13 protein-coding genes are annotated in these 14,885 nt (G+C 63.6%); 5 read left to right on the top strand and 8 right to left on the bottom strand.

Translation table 11 applies throughout. The features are described from left to right. The first annotated feature begins 41 nt into the window (after nt 1–41). On the top strand, nt 42–1,028 hold the full coding sequence (locus tag IB236_RS03625; RefSeq protein ID WP_192418857.1) for a 2Fe-2S iron-sulfur cluster-binding protein: 987 nt from the start codon (nt 42–44) through the stop codon (nt 1,026–1,028). A 178-nt stretch (nt 1,029–1,206) separates the two neighbouring features. Here IB236_RS03625 and maiA read toward each other — a convergent pair whose 3' ends face one another. The 8 genes from maiA to IB236_RS03585 all read right to left on the bottom strand — a co-directional run bounded on the left by maiA (nt 1,207) and on the right by IB236_RS03585 (nt 8,355). Next, complete coding sequence (gene maiA / locus IB236_RS03620) at nt 1,207–1,845, bottom strand: maleylacetoacetate isomerase (RefSeq protein WP_192418855.1); 639 nt, start codon at nt 1,843–1,845, stop codon at nt 1,207–1,209. 26 nt (nt 1,846–1,871) lie between these two features. Beyond that, complete coding sequence (locus IB236_RS03615) at nt 1,872–2,873, bottom strand: tripartite tricarboxylate transporter substrate binding protein (protein WP_192418853.1); 1,002 nt, start codon at nt 2,871–2,873, stop codon at nt 1,872–1,874. 53 nt (nt 2,874–2,926) lie between these two features. Continuing rightward, the gene (locus IB236_RS03610) at nt 2,927–4,051 is read right to left on the bottom strand and encodes a cupin domain-containing protein (RefSeq protein WP_192418851.1); all 1,125 of its coding nucleotides are present in this window, start codon (nt 4,049–4,051) and stop codon (nt 2,927–2,929) included. Nucleotides 4,052–4,081: 30 nt separating this feature from the next. Then, nucleotides 4,082–4,798 (bottom strand): fumarylacetoacetate hydrolase family protein, encoded by a 717-nt coding sequence (locus IB236_RS03605; RefSeq protein ID WP_192418849.1) that lies wholly within the window; start codon nt 4,796–4,798, stop codon nt 4,082–4,084. A gap of 89 nt (nt 4,799–4,887) precedes the next feature. Beyond that, on the bottom strand, nt 4,888–6,180 hold the full coding sequence (locus tag IB236_RS03600; protein ID WP_192418847.1) for an NAD(P)/FAD-dependent oxidoreductase: 1,293 nt from the start codon (nt 6,178–6,180) through the stop codon (nt 4,888–4,890). A 40-nt stretch (nt 6,181–6,220) separates the two neighbouring features. Next, nucleotides 6,221–6,544, bottom strand: coding sequence for a non-heme iron oxygenase ferredoxin subunit (locus IB236_RS03595; RefSeq protein WP_146869788.1), 324 nt, complete (start codon nt 6,542–6,544; stop codon nt 6,221–6,223). A gap of 9 nt (nt 6,545–6,553) precedes the next feature. Further along, nucleotides 6,554–7,027 carry an aromatic-ring-hydroxylating dioxygenase subunit beta gene (locus tag IB236_RS03590; protein ID WP_146869796.1) on the bottom strand — a complete coding sequence of 158 codons (474 nt, stop codon included), beginning with the start codon at nt 7,025–7,027 and terminating at the stop codon, nt 6,554–6,556. Between the two features lie 2 nt (nt 7,028–7,029). Next, entirely contained in the window at nt 7,030–8,355 is a 1,326-nt protein-coding gene (locus IB236_RS03585; RefSeq protein ID WP_192418845.1) for an aromatic ring-hydroxylating dioxygenase subunit alpha, read from the bottom strand. A gap of 915 nt (nt 8,356–9,270) precedes the next feature. Between IB236_RS03585 and IB236_RS03580 the strand changes: the two genes are divergently transcribed. The 4 genes from IB236_RS03580 to IB236_RS03565 all read left to right on the top strand — a co-directional run bounded on the left by IB236_RS03580 (nt 9,271) and on the right by IB236_RS03565 (nt 14,877). Then, nucleotides 9,271–10,587, top strand: a complete 1,317-nt coding sequence (locus IB236_RS03580; RefSeq protein WP_192418844.1) for a GTPase-associated system all-helical protein GASH — start codon at nt 9,271–9,273, stop codon at nt 10,585–10,587. 173 nt (nt 10,588–10,760) lie between these two features. After that, nucleotides 10,761–11,546, top strand: coding sequence for a hypothetical protein (locus tag IB236_RS03575; RefSeq protein WP_192418843.1), 786 nt, complete (start codon nt 10,761–10,763; stop codon nt 11,544–11,546). Nucleotides 11,547–11,549: 3 nt separating this feature from the next. Beyond that, on the top strand, nt 11,550–12,386 hold the full coding sequence (locus tag IB236_RS03570) for a hypothetical protein (protein WP_192418842.1): 837 nt from the start codon (nt 11,550–11,552) through the stop codon (nt 12,384–12,386). Between the two features lie 4 nt (nt 12,387–12,390). Next, the gene (locus tag IB236_RS03565; RefSeq protein ID WP_192418841.1) at nt 12,391–14,877 is read left to right on the top strand and encodes an effector-associated domain EAD1-containing protein; all 2,487 of its coding nucleotides are present in this window, start codon (nt 12,391–12,393) and stop codon (nt 14,875–14,877) included. Nucleotides 14,878–14,885 lie beyond the last annotated feature (8 nt).

Here is a 14,885-nt window from a genome sequence, read left to right as displayed (position 1 = left end):
CGTGGGCACAATGGGCTGGATGAAATCGAACGCAGCCCGCCATGGACATCCTCGTTCAGCCGCTTAACCGCGTGATCCGCGCCGAGCCCGGCGTGAACCTGCTCGACGCCCTGCGCGCGGCGCAGGTTCCGATGTCGTATTCGTGCCTTTCTGGGCGCTGCGGAATCTGCCGCTGCCGGGTGCTGTCTGGCGAGGTGCTCGATGGCGGGCGCGAGCAGCAGCGCCCGCTGGACGGCGTGGACGGCGCCGTGCTGGCCTGCCAGACCTATGTGACCGAGCCCTGCACCATCGAAGTGCCCGCCCCCGAAGAGGCCGTGGTGCACCGTGCGCGCGTGGCCAAGGCCACCGTGGTGGCCATCGAGCCGCTGGCGGCAGACATCCGGCGCCTGCTGCTCAAGGTGGCAAAACCCATTGCGTACTCGCCAGGCCAGTACATGCAGTTGGGGTTCACGCCGACGCACGTGCGCCCCTACTCCATGGCAAACCTGCCGGGCGAACCGCTGCTGGAGTTTCATGTGCAACTCATGCCTCAGGGCCGGGTCAGCGGCTACATCGCCGGGCAGCTGAAGGTGGGGGACAATGTCAAGGTCAGCGGGCCGCTGGGTGCGGCGTATCTGCGCCAACAGCACACGGGGCCCATGCTGTGCGTGGCTGGGGGCACCGGGCTGGCGTCGGTGCTGTCGGTGGTGCGCGGCGCAGTGGCTGCGGGCATGCGCAACCCCATTCACCTGTACTTCGGCCTGCGCTCGCCGCGCGAGCTGTATGGCCTGGCGTGGCTGGACCATTTGCGCAGCGTGCACCCGGCCCTGCAGGTGCACGTGGTGGTGGCCTCGGGCGCCGACTCTGCCACGCAGCGGCGCGGGCTGGTGACCCAGGCCATCGAGCAGGACCACGCGAGCCTGCAAGGCTGGCAGGCGTATCTGTGCGGATCGCCGCCGATGGTGGAGACCACCACACTGCTGGCGCTGGGCAAAGGCCTGGAGGCGGCGCACCTCCATGCCGAGGCTTTTTACATGCAGGGCGACTGATTCCGTCTCCAAATCATCCGTGTCGTTGTTGCTTCGCCTTGCCGTGCTACAGCACTGTCTGCGGCTTCGCGCCTAGACACGAATGATTTGGAAACGGAATGAGGTTCTTGGAGTCGTCTGAATCCACTTGAACCGCTCACTCAGCGTGGTCAAAGCGCCGCGAGGGGCTTCGACAGGCTCAGCCCGCATCCGGCTGCGCGCTGGGCGCCGCCTTGCGGAACGCTTCCAGCTGCGCGCAGGCAGCGTCAACTGCATGGATTAGCGGCCAGCGCGACAAGTCCACCTTGAAGCGGCGCGCGCTCTCCACCTGCGGAACCAGGTACACATCGGCCAGCGTGGGGGTGCTACCAAAGCAGAAATCACCGCGCTGCGGGTCCTTCGACAGCAGCGCCTCAATGGCATCAAAGCCCGCGCTGATCCAGGTGCCGCACCAGTCGTTCACGGCCGCCTCGTCGGCACCAAAGCGATGGCCCAGCGCCTCCAGAATGCGGCGGTTGTTGATGGGATGGATGTCGCAGCCCACGATGGCCGCCAGGGCGCGCACCTGGGCGCGATCGCCTGCATCGCCGGGCAGCAGCGGTGGGGTGGGATAGCGCTCTTCGAGCCACTCGATGATGGCGGGCGACTGAATCATCAGGCGCTCGTCGGCCTCCAGCACGGGCACCAACTGCTGCGGGTTGATGGCCTTGAAGGCATCGCCCAGATGCTCCTCGCGCCGCAAGTCAACCGCAACCTGTTCGTAGGCCAGCCCCTTGAGGTTGAGCGCAATGCGCAAGCGGTGGGATGTTCCGCTGCGGAAGAAGGAATAAAGTTTCATGCTCAGTCTCTGTTTCCGTCCCTGTGTCAGTCCAGGGCAATCTTGGCGCGCTTGACGACTTCACCGAACGTGCGCGAATCGCGTTCGATGGCCTTGGTGAGTTCGGCGGGCGGGCCGATGTAAGGCTCAAACCCGAAAGTCGCCAGGCGCTCCTTGACCTCCGAGGTGGCCAGCACCTTGCCCACATCGGCATTGATCTTCTCGATGGCGGCCTTCGGCGTGCCAGCGGGCGCGAACAGGCCCACCCAGGTCTTCACTTCAAACCCGGCCGGGCCGCCTGCTTCGCCCATGGTCGGAATGTCGGTGAAGCCCGCCAGACGCTGGGGCGCAGCCAGGGCCAGAAACTTCACCTTCTTGGCCTGGAACATCGGCCCGGCCGTCGCCGCCGTGCCAAACGCCCACTTGATGTCGCCCGTGGCCACAGAGGTGTAAACGCTGCCCATGTCCTTGTACGGCACATGCATCATCTTCGTGCCCGTTGCTGCCTCCAGACTCGCCGCGCCCACATGGGCCACGCTGCCGATGCCCCAGGAGCCGTAGGTGATGTCGCCCGGCGCCGCCTTGGCCGCCTTGATCAAATCGCCCACGTCCTTCCAGGGCGAGTTGGCCGCCACCACCACAAAGAAGTTCGTGAAATACACCGGCGCCACTGGCTCAAAGTCCTTCAACGGGTCATAGGGCAGTTGCTTGAACACATGCGGCTGCAGGGCCATGTGCGTGTTGTCCACCTGCAGCAGCGTGTAGCCGTCTGGCGTTGCACGCTTGGCATCGCCGATGGCGATGAAACCGTTGGCACCCGGCTTGTTGTCGATGACAAGTTGCTGCCCCCAGTTGCGCGACAAGCGCTCGCTGAGGATGCGCATCACCGCATCGGGGCCGCTGCCGGGCGAATACGGTGCGACGGAGCGGACGGGCTTGGCGGGGAAGGTCTGCGCCACGGCATGGGGCACGCTCGCGGCGGCCACAAGGGCCAGCGCGCAAAGCGCCAGGGCGGGTCTAAAAATCTGTGAACGAATGGCGGTCAGCATGGGGGGTGTCTCCTTGGTTTTATGAAAGCCGAATCCGGCTGGTGAGTGATGGATCAAACAGTGACTTGCACACGGTGGCTGTGCAGCGCCTCAAAAATCGGCGCGTCGCTGAAGCGGAACAGGTCGAGCGCGCCAGCGGCCGATGCCTGGGCCGAGAACGGCTGCCACGACGGCACCACAAACAAGTCGCCCCGCGCCACCTGCCAGGTGCGCTCACCCACCGTGACGGTGCCGCTGCCGTCAAACACCTGGAACACCGACGACCCCACATCACGGTGCACCCGCGTTGCACCGCCCGCGCGCACGCGGTGCATTTCGGTCCGCATGGTGGGCAGCACATCAGCGCCGGTGGTGGGGTTGGTAAAGCGCACCGCTGCATGCCCGGGGCTCAGCGTGCCCGCCTGGCCTTCGTCTTCCAGCGCCAGCTGATCGGCCAGTGCACGATCGGTATCCACCCAGCGGTAGGCCAGCAAGGGCGTGGCGGGCTGGGCCTGCACCATCGATACCGGGCGCAGGCCCGGGTGGCCCCACAGCCTTTCTGAATAAGAACGCTCGGCGGTGGTGCGCTCGGCGGGCGGGAGCTTCTCGCGCCCCACTTCAAAGAACTGGCTCTCGGTGTAGTACGAGAACGGAATGTCCAGGCCGTCGATCCAGGCCATGGGCTCGGTGGCAGCGTTGTGGTGGGCATGCCAGTTCCAGCCCGCCTGCGGCAGAAAGTCGCCCCGCGACATGCGCACCGCATCGCCATTGACCACGGTCCACACGCCCTCGCCTTCCACCACAAAACGAAACGCGTGCTGCGTGTGCCGGTGCTCGGGGGCGTCTTCGCCGGGCATCAGGTACTGGATGGCGGCCCACAGCGTGGGCGTGGCAAAGGGGCGCCCGCCCAGCGCAGGGTTGGCCAAGGCAATGGCACGGCGCTCCCCGCCACGGCCCACGGGCACGATGGCGCCCGCCTGTGCGGCCAGGGCCTTCAAGCGGTCCCAGCGCCACAAGTGCGGCACGGCCTTGGATTGGGGCTGTCGGGGCATCAGGTCGCCAATCTGCGTCCAGAGCGGTACCAGCAGCTCTTGCTCAAAGCCCCGGTACAGCTGCTCCAGCTCGGGCGTCGGATCGGGCTGGCCCTTGCCCGCAACGGCATGCAGCCGCACGGGGGAAGGCGTGAGGTCGGTGGTCATGGTGAGGTTGTCTCCTGGATGTGGTTTTTCTTATTCCGCCGGGCCAACGTGGAGCGCGATGCTGCCCACGCCCTCAATGTGGCCGTCGATGCGGTCGCCTGCCAGCACCGGGCCTACGCCCTCGGGCGTGCCGGTGAAGATCAGGTCACCCGGCTGCAGGTGGTAGAACTTGGACAGGTCGGCAACTAGCTCGGGGATGTTCCAGATCAGCTTGGACAGGTCGGACTTCTGGCGCACAGCGCCGTTGACCGACACCTCCAGGTCGCCCTGACCCAGCACCACCTGCGGCATGGGCACGATCTCGGAGACCACGGAGGACTGCTCCACATCCTTGCCCAGGTCCCAAGGCCGACCCTTATCCCGCGCCACCAGTTGCAGGTCGCGGCGCGTCATGTCCAGGCCACAGGCATAGCCATAGACAAGGCGGGGCGCATCCGCCTCGCTCACACGAAAACCGGGTGCACCAATGGCCAGCACCAGTTCCATTTCGTGGTGGTAGTTCTGGGTGCCGGGTGGGTAGGCCACGGTCGCGCCAGACTCGACCAGCGTGGAGGGTGCCTTGGTGAAATAGAACGGCACTTCCACCGCCTTGTCCACCGGACGCCCCATCTCAACCGCATGCGCGTGGTAGTTGCGGCCCACAAAGAACAGCCGGTGGATGGGCAGGCGCTCGCTGCGGCCACGCACAGGCAGCGAATAGACGGGGGGCGGGGTCCAGAGGTAAGTGGTTGACGTGGTTGCGGTCATCGGTGGTTTCCTTAGCGGGTTGTCGTGGTCGGTTCAGGTGGGCTTGGGTGCGGGTGCGGGCTTCTGTGCTGCGCGGCATCAAGCTGGGTTCACAGCTTTGCCATCGGCGTGTTCGGGTCGGCCAGCTGCTCGGCATTCACCGACTTGCGCTGCTCGATCAGCCTGCGGGCAAAGCGCAGGTCACGCGCTGCGTTGGCCCCTACGGCGGCCTGCACCACGTCACCCGCCAGGTAAAACCACACAAAGCTGCCGCTGGCCGGGTCGCCGCGCTGCACCACGCGGTGCGCAGGCGTGGGCATGCCGTAGATCTGCAGGTTCATGCCGTACTGGTCGGACCAGAACCACGGCAGCGGCTGGTAGTCCACGGTCTGGCCCAGGGCCGAGCGCGCAGCGGCCATGCCCTGCTCCTGCGCGTTTTGCCACGACTCCAGCCGCAGGCTGCGGCCCGCCCAGGGGTTGGGCGCCACGGCCACATCGCCTGCGGCCAGGATGTCAGGGTCGGACGTGCGGCATTGGGCATCGACCAGCACGCCACCTTCGCAAGCCAGGCCCGCCGCGCGCGCCAGCTCATCGTTGGGCACCAGGCCAACACCCAGCACGATGGTGTCGCACGCCAGCGCGCTGCCATCGGCCAGCAAGACCTCCGAGCGAATATCTGCGCCGTCTGCGCCATCTGCAGCGCGGGCAAAGCCCCGCACCCCCGCGCCCAGCAGCACGCGCACGCCCTGTGCGCGGTGCAACGCCAGCAGATACGCCGACACATCGGCGGGCACAGTGCGCTCGCACAAGCGGCTTTGCGTCACCACCACCACCTCCGCGCCCTGCTGGCGTGCGGTGGCCGCTACCTCCAGGCCGATCCAGCCACCGCCCACCACCACCACGCTGCGGCCAGGCCGAAGGGCCGGGGCCAGCGCCTGCGCATCTTCAATGGTGCGCAGCGTGTGCAGCGGCACCTGGTCTGCCCCCGGCAAGGCAAGCCGCCGGGCGCGCCCGCCGGTGCACAGGATGAGCTTGTCGTAGGGCTGCGCGGTGCCATCCGACAGCAGCACCTGCTTGGCCGCGCGGTCAATGCGGTGCACCTGCACACCGGGCCGCCATTGCACCGCCAGGGCGTCAAAGGCCTCGGGCTTCATGAGGCGCGCGCTCTCCGGCGCGGCTGCGCCCGAGAGCACCGCCTTCGACAGCGGTGGCCGCTCGTGCGGCGGGTGGGCTTCGTTACCGACCAGCACCACGCGGCCCGCAAAGCCTTCGCTGCGCAGCGTTTGCGCCGCCCAGCCGCCCGCCTGGCCCGCACCGACGATCACGATGGTGTGGGCCGAGTGGGCGTTTGCGCCTTCATACGGCAATGCAGCGGCCTCGACCTCAGGTCGTTCGGCAGTCATGGGGGGGTCTCCTTGAGAGGGTTGCTGTGCTCAGCGGCGCTCAGTCCAGGGCCAGCCACACGCGGCCGCCCTCGATCTTCACGGGGTAGCTGCGCAGCGGCTCGGTCACCGGCGCACAGGTGGGCTTGCCGTTGCGCACATCAAACTTGCCCTGGTGCAAAGGGCATTCGATCTCGTGCCCTTCCAGAAACCCATCGCACAGGCGCGCATGGCCGTGGGTGCAGATGTTGTCAGTGGCAAACACCTCGCCGCCCACGCCATACAGCGCAATGTCGCGCCCGGCCACGGCCAGGCCGATCACGTCATCCTGCGGCACATCATCCTGCGCGGCGGCGTCAATCCAGTTCGTCGTCATCGTCGTCATGGCAGCTCCTCAGATGGGGTAGATCAGCGAGTTGGGGATCATCTCGCTGTCGTAAACGACGAGGCGCGACGCGAACTTCAGGCCCTCGGGCGTGGGCACCACCTCATCCAGCGTGCGCCCCACGTTGAACACCGTCGATTCCTTCGAAAGGCGCGTGCGCAGCACCGCATAGTTGGCCTCGCAGTGGATGCGGCCATCCGCATCGACCTTGTGCACCAGCGGCGCACCCACCACATGGCGCTGGTAGTAGGGGTCGTGGAACAACGTCTCGCGAATGCCGTAGACGCGGTCTTTCAGCATGCCCTTGCTGTCAAACGCCAGTGTGGCCAGCGGAAACCCGCGCTCGTGGTTCTCTCGCGGCTGCAGCTTGTACACGCAGTGGTCGATAAAAAATTCAGGCCACGCCCCCCAGTCCGCCGCGTCGAGCGCGCGGGCGTAGCGGGCGTAGAGCTGGTTCAGTTCAAAGTAGGTCTGGAAGTCCATGGTCAAGCCTCCGCCTCCATCACCTTGCGCCAGTATTCGTACATGCCCCGGATCAGCGTCTCGGTCACCATGTGGTCCGTGTCGCCCACATCGCGCCCCCCCAGCTCGGCCAGCGTGCGGTGCGCGGGCTTGGTCTCAAAGCCTTCTTGCGACCACTCGATCACCTCTCCATCGTCGGCCGACACAAAGCCCGCCGGGCCGAACAGATTGGCCTGGCGCAGGCGGCGCTGCGTCATCTCTTCGCTGTCGTCCTCAAAGCCGAAATGCGTCCACACAAAATCAAAAGCGCCTTTTCCATCCGGCTGGATATGGCGCGTTGACACGCTGTTGACCTGCTGCTGAAAGATCACGCTGGGGAACACGGTCATCATCACCGCCGTCGGCACTGATGCCTGCGCATTGGGCACCGCTGCACCCTCCCCGCTGGCTACCGGGGGTGGCCCCGCCCACCAGTCCTCCTGCGCAATGTCGAGAAAGCGCGGGTCGTTCAGCTCCATGCCCGCCTTGAAGCTGGATACCTGCGTCACATCCGCCGCCTTGCCCGCCGCGCCGCGTGTGGACACCATGGCCGCATGGCGGTGCTGCGCATCCATCAGCAATTGCGACTTGTTGTCTGCACGCCAGAGCCCAAAGGTAACGAACCAGGTGTGCAGCAGGCCGGGGTGGTACGGGTCCTTGATGTTCTCTTGCATCAGCTTCCAGTTGCCCGGAATACGCTGGCGGTTGTAGCCCAGGATGGTGAGCTTGCGGCCATTGAACAGCCGGTCAAAGTAGCCCAGGATGGTGGGGCCCAAAAACTCCTCCAGCGGCTCCACGCCGTGGTCAAACGACGCAAACACCACGCCGCCACGGGTGGCCACCTTGAGCTTGGTCAGCCCATGCTCTGCCGGGTTGAAATCCGCAGGCATGCCGCCATTGACCTTGCCATCCTGCTTCACGCCGCGCCGAAACGGCACACCCTGCAAGTCGCCCGACAGGGTGTAGTTCCACTGGTGGTACGGGCAGGTCAGGCTCTCGCGGTTGCCATGCCGCTCGCGGCAAAACGCCATGCCCCGATGGGCGCAGACGTTTTCCACCACATGGATAGAAGCATCCTTGTCACGCACCAGCAGCACCGAACGCTCGCCGATCACCGTGCGCTTGAAATCCCCCGCGTTGGGAATCTCTGCCTCCAGGCCCACATAGCACCAGTGCCCGTTGTAGAACAAACGGTCCAGCTCCTTGCGGTACAGCGCCTCATCGGTATAGGCCTGAAAGGGAATGCGGCTGGTGCCTTCCGTCTCCCAGCGGATCTGCTGCGGGAACACGGTGACGGGGCATTCATGCATGGGCGTCTCCTTTGTTTTTTGTCATCACGAGTTGATCAGTCAATCAATCAGTCTTTCGGGGCCGGTGCGGATGCACCCAGCGCCTGGGAACCGATCATTCGCTCTGCAGCAATATCAGTCAATGGAACGCTGGTGATGTTTCACATCACCCAGGTGAATATGACTTGGACGGCGGCGCAGGAGATTGCTGCGCCATGCGGCGGTGCAAGGCGCGCCAGGCCGCGCTGCATGCGGGGGCATGAGCGAGTGAAGCGGAAGGTGGTCTTGGGGGAATCGGTCGGGCGCAAACTTCTACCGATGAGGCTGGGCCGGGCAGGCAGCCCGCGTAGCAGGGAGGCCGTTGGAACCGATGCTCAGCCGAAGAGTGGCTCGACCATGCGAAGGCATTTCAATTCAACTCAGATCAGCAGGGGCTGCTCTGCAGCGGTTGCTGCCAGTGGGTGCCCGCTCTCGTACTCACGCTGTTCGGCATCAAGCAGTCATTGGGTGCGGCTACAGAGCGATGGAGGGAAGGGCCGCTCACAGGGTACTTCGGTCGTAGAACTTTCACGAGGCAGTCCTCGCGTCACCAATAACCGCTTCTCTACGTTTCGCCACCCTGTCTCGACCATCCCTGACCATCGCAGTTCCAGTTTTTCGCAAGGACGCTGTCGTTGAAACGCGGACATGAGATGACATTCCTCCCCGATAGGGCGGCGCGCTAGGCAGATTAAGTATGGCAGCATGTGCTCAACAACACTGCACAAAAATCCTCCTACTCCTCCGACGCACACCTCGGAAGCCTACGAGCCGCGGTGTAATGCATACAGGAATGCGCCGGGAGTATTCCCTCTACCCGCCTGCCGTAGCTGCATGCCAAGCGGCTCGTCGTCGCAATGGCTCGCTCATGTAATATGTATCGATGGAGGGTTAGGGATGGAACAAGAGATCCTGATGCAGTTCTTGGAGGCTGGAGTCATTGACCTTAAAGGTGATGACGACAAGCTAGGAAAGCTTCGCTCCACCGCGAAGGATCTGGCGAATTTGCTTGGCAAGACACCAGCAAAGACCGCTACATTCACGATGGTCGCTGCCGACCCTCGTATTGCCGCGATGGACCCGACCATCGAAGAAGCGATGGCTGCGCTGCGCAAGCAATGGGAAACCGTCTCTAACGCGTTTTCTGGACGTCCTGTAGCCATCCTTCGTGCAGTGTTACTCGACGCTTTGGCGCAGGCCTCCCGGGCGCACGACGCCATAGCTGTTGCCTTTGTGAGCACGGCGCGCAATGCCCTGGCGTATAGCGAGTCATCTGATGAGGCATCAATCTGGCGCAACGTTCTCGCGGAGATTGAAACCAAGGTTGACGCTCGCGCAGAAGCCGAGTGGACCACGCCAGAAATGATCACTGTCGGGGACATGCAGTACTCCCCACCGGCGGCGGCCGCAGCCAAGCCTAGGGCCTATGCTGTGGACCTTGAAGCGCTGGGGGCGAAGATTTATCCAATCACTGGACCTTGGGGCCCCCAGGCCGAAAGGAACCCATACCACTTTCAGAACAATCCCCAGGACTGGGGTAAGGAGTTTGCGAATAGGTTGGCTGCCATCCTTGCCACGGAATTTAGCGGAGTTGTTAAGGCAATGTCACCAACTCCTATCGACATCTCAGGGCCGCTCTCATCGCTTTCCGCGGCGGTTGCCGAACATGTTCAAGGCGCGCTCGCCAGCTTCAGCGGAGCGACCGCTGGACTTCAACGTCGGACAAACCTGCTTTGGTGGAAAGAGGCGCTTTACTCTCCGAGCGCTCATGCAAGCTACCGCGACCTAGATCCGTTCGATGCAGCCGCATTGATGGCGCTCGACCTTCACGACCTGCTCCCGATCTACTCGCCCTCGAGCGTTTCTGCATTCCTCAACGAGGCAGTTCGTAGTTTGGCCGACGAAGCGATCCAAACCGTCGAACTTGACGCTGACGCCTTGCTGCGTGGCGCGCGGACGGGCACTGCACTACAGCCATTGAGGGCAGTCGCTGCCCAGTACGTGCCTGCGCCCGCCGGGCGAGCCCCGCTGCTTTCCTTGATTGGGCATCCAGCAGAGCACGGTCTGCTCGACAGCACCGCGTTCAGGCAATTCTCTGGCATCGACTCGTCCGCCAAGCTGACGCCATCCGCCTGGGGCACCTACCTGTTCCGCGAACTTCAATCCGCGCGTGCCACAGCAGGCAGCCCGGCAAAGAAAACCCGTAAGAAATAGGCCCGGCCATGGACACATGTCCGCATCCCAACTGTTTCCCCGACGACAACGCACAGTGCACGCTCGGCCACATGAAACTCGAGCAGTGCCCCCAGTGGCGAGGATCGCTGAAGGCTGGCGGGAGTGCTCCGTCCGACCTAAGTCAGATCTTGCTCCCCTGGAGCGGGCTGGCGATGGGCGAGTACGACCTCACTTATATCAGCGGCAGAACCAAGCCCATCACGGTTGGCATTGTTGGCCCGGAGAGCGCCGGGAAAACGACTATCCTGGCGGCGTTCTACACACTGCTCGGGCGAGGTGCGCTCAGGCCCGTCAAAGATACCTTCAGCGGTAGCTACACCTTGGCCGGCTGGGAGGCCGTAGCGTCATCGTTGCGCTGGAAGCCGGGCCAGCCACCTCGTTTTCCTGCCCACACGCCTAGCACCGCCGCCCGTTCGCCTGGTTTGCTGCACCTGGGCTTTCGGTCAAGCGACGGCTCCCTGCGGGACTTCGTGTTTGCCGACGCTCCGGGAGAATGGTTCAAGAAGTGGGCTATTAACGAGCAAGCTTCTGACGCCGAGGGAGCCCGGTGGATTGCCCGTCGGGCAGACGTGACCCTGCTGATTGCAGACCGCCAAGCTCTCGCGGGCCCCAAGATGGGAACCGCCAGAAACGATTTCCAGCTTATGGCCCAACGCGTGATTACCGAGTCTCGTGGGCGGCGATTGTCGCTTGTCTGGACCAAAAGCGACGTTGAGGTTGCTCCAGCCATGGAGCAAAAAATTCGAGACGCAGTCGCCGCTGGGGCCCAAGGCCTCCCAGAGTTCACCGTGAGCGTCATGCCGCGCGAAGGAGCCAACTCCAACGAAGAATTTCAACAGCTCTTCAACTGGATCCTATCTACAAGGCGGCCTGCGGCGATCCTCCCAAAGACCGAGGTCCTAGGGCACGACCCACTTTTCCGCTTTGGCAGGAGGTAGCCGGTGGCAACGAAACACTCCATCCTGCTTATCGGCGAGTCAAACGTCGGAAAGACCCACTACGGGGCGCAGTTCCTGAAGCGATTGATGGTCAAGGGCTGCGCGCTCAGCATGTCCGGCGCCGCGACAAACCTGGAGCCATTCTCCGCAGCGCTCAGTTGCCTCACCGAAGGGAGAGCGACTGACCACACGCCCGCCACCACCTACGTCGAAAGCGTTTGGCCAATCGCCGACGCCGCAGGCCACGCCGCTGATCTGGTCTGGCCAGACTACGGAGGCGAGCAGGTTCGCAATCTGGTCACCCAGCGAAAGATTCCCGCAGACTGGCGAGATCGCGTCTTGGAAGCGACCGACTGGATCGTTCTGATACGCCTTCACTCGATGCGCGCGGAAGACGACATCTTCTCGCGCCCACTTACTGTCTTCGCTGGAACGGAAACAGCTGAGGAAGGTCCGACTAGGGAGCTTTCAGACCAGGCAAGGACTATCGAGCTACTTCAGATGCTGCTTCACCTGGCCCAGTTGCACCCGGAGTCGCCGCTGGCCAAACCGCGCCTGACGATTCTTCTCAGCTGCTGGGACGAACTGAACACCAATGAATTGCCGGAAGATTTAGTCGCTTCGCGATTGCCCCTACTGTGGTCCTTCGTCCGTAGCAACTGGGCCGGACCGATCGTCATGGGGCTCTCTGCACTCGAACGTCCTTTGAGCAAGACTGAACCGGACCCTGACTACGCGATTCATGGACCGGAAGGCTTCGGGTTCGTCGTGCTTCCCAACGGTACTCGGACGAAGGACATCACCCTCCCAATCCAGCAATTACTCGCCCACGGCGCTTAACCGCATGCAAGTTGAGCAAGCCATTTACGGCGAGGTGCAGGGTCGCGGGCACGGGCTCAGGATCGCAAGCACCGACATGCCCATCGTATCCGAGCTGGCTTTGAGGCTTGATCTGCCGGATGCCGCACCGCCTGGAGTGCCCTGGTCGCCATTCGTGCGGGGCTTTCCTCTGGGGGACCACTACATCCTTGCTCGGACTTTCCTCGACACGACCGCAACCCGCAGCGGCATGGTGCTTTCGCATGCGCTCATCGCCCGCTTGGAAGAGATCTGTGAACTGACGGACATCTCCGAGCTGCTTGAAAACCTCATTCCGTCACTGCAGGACTTGCCCAGCGCCATCCCGTCAATTGAGCTGACTGCGTCAGAGAAGCCATATTCGCGTGCAGCCGAACTCACGGGCGCAGCCAATGCACTCGCTGAGCGGTCAGCCGGACCTGTCATCCGGCTCGGCGTGGTGGGGTTTGAAGCCTTGGTTGCTGACCTTTGGCGCAACTTTTGGCCCACACTTCGCAGGACGTTCTCCTTCAGGCTCAGCTTTGGCCCCAATGATCTGGTCGAACCGCTGCCAACCATCGTGTGCAGTCCTGAACAACTTCGGGCGCGATGGACGAAGCATCGAGTCCTGGCACCGGACGACCTGGAGCCCGCGGGTGAAGCTGCCGCCATCCTCTGCGGTCAGCGTGACGCCCAGCCCATCCTGGAGTTCGCGGCGCAGTTGGGTATCGAGGTCACCGCAGTCAAGGAACTGCCCCGGCTTGAGCGCGCCCACCATCTGCTGGCACCAGGACGAGGCTTTGATGACCTCCTTGCGGCCAGCCGACTTGTTGGCGGCCTATCCAGCGATCCTGCGCGCGGCATTCCACAGAAGGCCGCCTTGGTCCAAAAGCTGGCGGAAGAGGTTTCGCAGGTGACCTACCAGCAGTTGCTGACAATGAGGAACCTGGACCTCTCTGGCTTTAAGGACTCCCGCGCCTTGTGGTTGGCCGTCGAGCAGCGCGTCTCCAGCCTGGACTTCGCACCGCTCAACGATGACGTTGTCCAGGAGATGCTGACGATGGCCGTGGACGTAGACGCCGCGCGTCCTGCCTGGTGTGGTGCTGTCGCCGCAGGATTTATAGCTGCGACCGGCAAAGCCGGAGCTGCACTCCCCGCAGTCTGGCGAATGGCTGAGCGCAGCACGCCTGCTTTCGAAGCAGCCCTGTCGATTTTCCCGACCGATCCCGCCCTGGAGAAGCACCTAGCCGAAGCCGTCCCGACCAAGCTCAATGCCGACTCCCTAGACGATCTGCTGAAAGCGGTTCTAAGCAAGCAGTGGCTTGCGGTACATGGAGCAGTGCTGTCGGCCACACACACGCCGCTGGAATCAGCGCAACGCCAGTTGAAGGCCGAGAGGAGTGGACGAAGCGATGCAGGTCTGCGCCTAGCCCTTCGCCATGCCAGCGCCACTCAATTGCTGGAATGCGCAAAAACCTTGAAGGATCAGCGCCTGGTGACACTTGCTGCTGAGGCGGCTGTGTCAAAACCGGCCGTATTGGCAAGCATTAAGTGCGAGGACCTCACCGAACAGGCGGTTTGGAGCGCTTCTCTAAAGAAGTCTCCGGCACTGTGGAATGCGCCGCGCGACGCTACCGCAGCGCGCAATGTCGTCCTGGTGCAGTTGGTCAACCGGGAGCAGGTCGACGACTCTTTGGTCGAGGCCCTGTCCACAACACCGCTCGCCGATCTGACTGGCTTTTCCGAGCGTAGCCATGTTTGGCAGCTTCTACCGAGTTCTTGCCGAGACGCCTACTTGCAGGCGACAGCGACCGGCTGGATTCAGGCAGCTATCAAGGGGGACGGCGTCACATCACCCGAACATCCGCTTGAACGGGTCATCCTGAACGTCTTGGTGCCACGCACGGCGCCCGGTGGAGCGAACCTCCCGCTCGAGCCCGGACTCGCCATCATCAGTGCTCTGCCCTCGTTCCCAGAGGACCGATTCCTCTCGTGGGTACATAGCGCATTGACAGCCCACCGGCACGTGTCCTCAGCTGCCGCGGAGCAACTCGGCCTACTCATGGCCAGCCGGAGGTGGGAGCGCGCAGCGAAGGAGCTGGCCGACCGGTACGCCAGAAGTCGCCATGACATCCTGCCGGCGCTGAGGGCATGTGCAGGCCTACTCGGCCTAGTCAAGTGCTGGTTTCTAGGCATCAGCAAACCCACCGTGACCGAGAAATGGGCGGCGCTCGAGGAAGAAGCCTGCGAGCTCTATCCGGATGGCCCTGATACCGGTGAACTGTGGTCTAGGGCCGGTGGGAAGAACGCTGCGCTACCGTCCAAGATTTCCAGCGGTCAAGCGAGATGGCACGCAGCCCTCTTGTCGATTCGACACGGAGGGAAGCCAACTGCCAGAGATCTCCTTGCGGAGATGGCGAAGGACTTCTACGCCAACGAGAAGATTCGCCTGTACGCGAGCGACAGCGACATCGTTGGGTCGTATCGGCGATGAGCGAAGCT

The sequence above is a fragment of the Acidovorax sp. ACV02 genome (genome assembly GCF_014851475.1).
GTDB classification, from domain to species: domain Bacteria; phylum Pseudomonadota; class Gammaproteobacteria; order Burkholderiales; family Burkholderiaceae_C; genus Acidovorax; species Acidovorax delafieldii.
The sequence above is the reverse complement of the archived record's forward strand: the minus strand, read 5'-3'. Positions and strand labels throughout refer to the sequence as shown.

Coding starts and splice junctions, on each gene's coding strand:
- IB236_RS03625 (WP_192418857.1), top strand. CDS start 42: ATGGACATCCTCGTTCAGCCGCTTAACCGCGTGATCCGCGCCGAGCCC.
- maiA (WP_192418855.1), bottom strand. CDS start 1,845: ATGAAACTTTATTCCTTCTTCCGCAGCGGAACATCCCACCGCTTGCGC.
- IB236_RS03615 (WP_192418853.1), bottom strand. CDS start 2,873: ATGCTGACCGCCATTCGTTCACAGATTTTTAGACCCGCCCTGGCGCTT.
- IB236_RS03610 (WP_192418851.1), bottom strand. CDS start 4,051: ATGACCACCGACCTCACGCCTTCCCCCGTGCGGCTGCATGCCGTTGCG.
- IB236_RS03605 (WP_192418849.1), bottom strand. CDS start 4,798: ATGACCGCAACCACGTCAACCACTTACCTCTGGACCCCGCCCCCCGTC.
- IB236_RS03600 (WP_192418847.1), bottom strand. CDS start 6,180: ATGACTGCCGAACGACCTGAGGTCGAGGCCGCTGCATTGCCGTATGAA.
- IB236_RS03595 (WP_146869788.1), bottom strand. CDS start 6,544: ATGACGACGATGACGACGAACTGGATTGACGCCGCCGCGCAGGATGAT.
- IB236_RS03590 (WP_146869796.1), bottom strand. CDS start 7,027: ATGGACTTCCAGACCTACTTTGAACTGAACCAGCTCTACGCCCGCTAC.
- IB236_RS03585 (WP_192418845.1), bottom strand. CDS start 8,355: ATGCATGAATGCCCCGTCACCGTGTTCCCGCAGCAGATCCGCTGGGAG.
- IB236_RS03580 (WP_192418844.1), top strand. CDS start 9,271: ATGGAACAAGAGATCCTGATGCAGTTCTTGGAGGCTGGAGTCATTGAC.
- IB236_RS03575 (WP_192418843.1), top strand. CDS start 10,761: ATGGGCGAGTACGACCTCACTTATATCAGCGGCAGAACCAAGCCCATC.
- IB236_RS03565 (WP_192418841.1), top strand. CDS start 12,391: ATGCAAGTTGAGCAAGCCATTTACGGCGAGGTGCAGGGTCGCGGGCAC.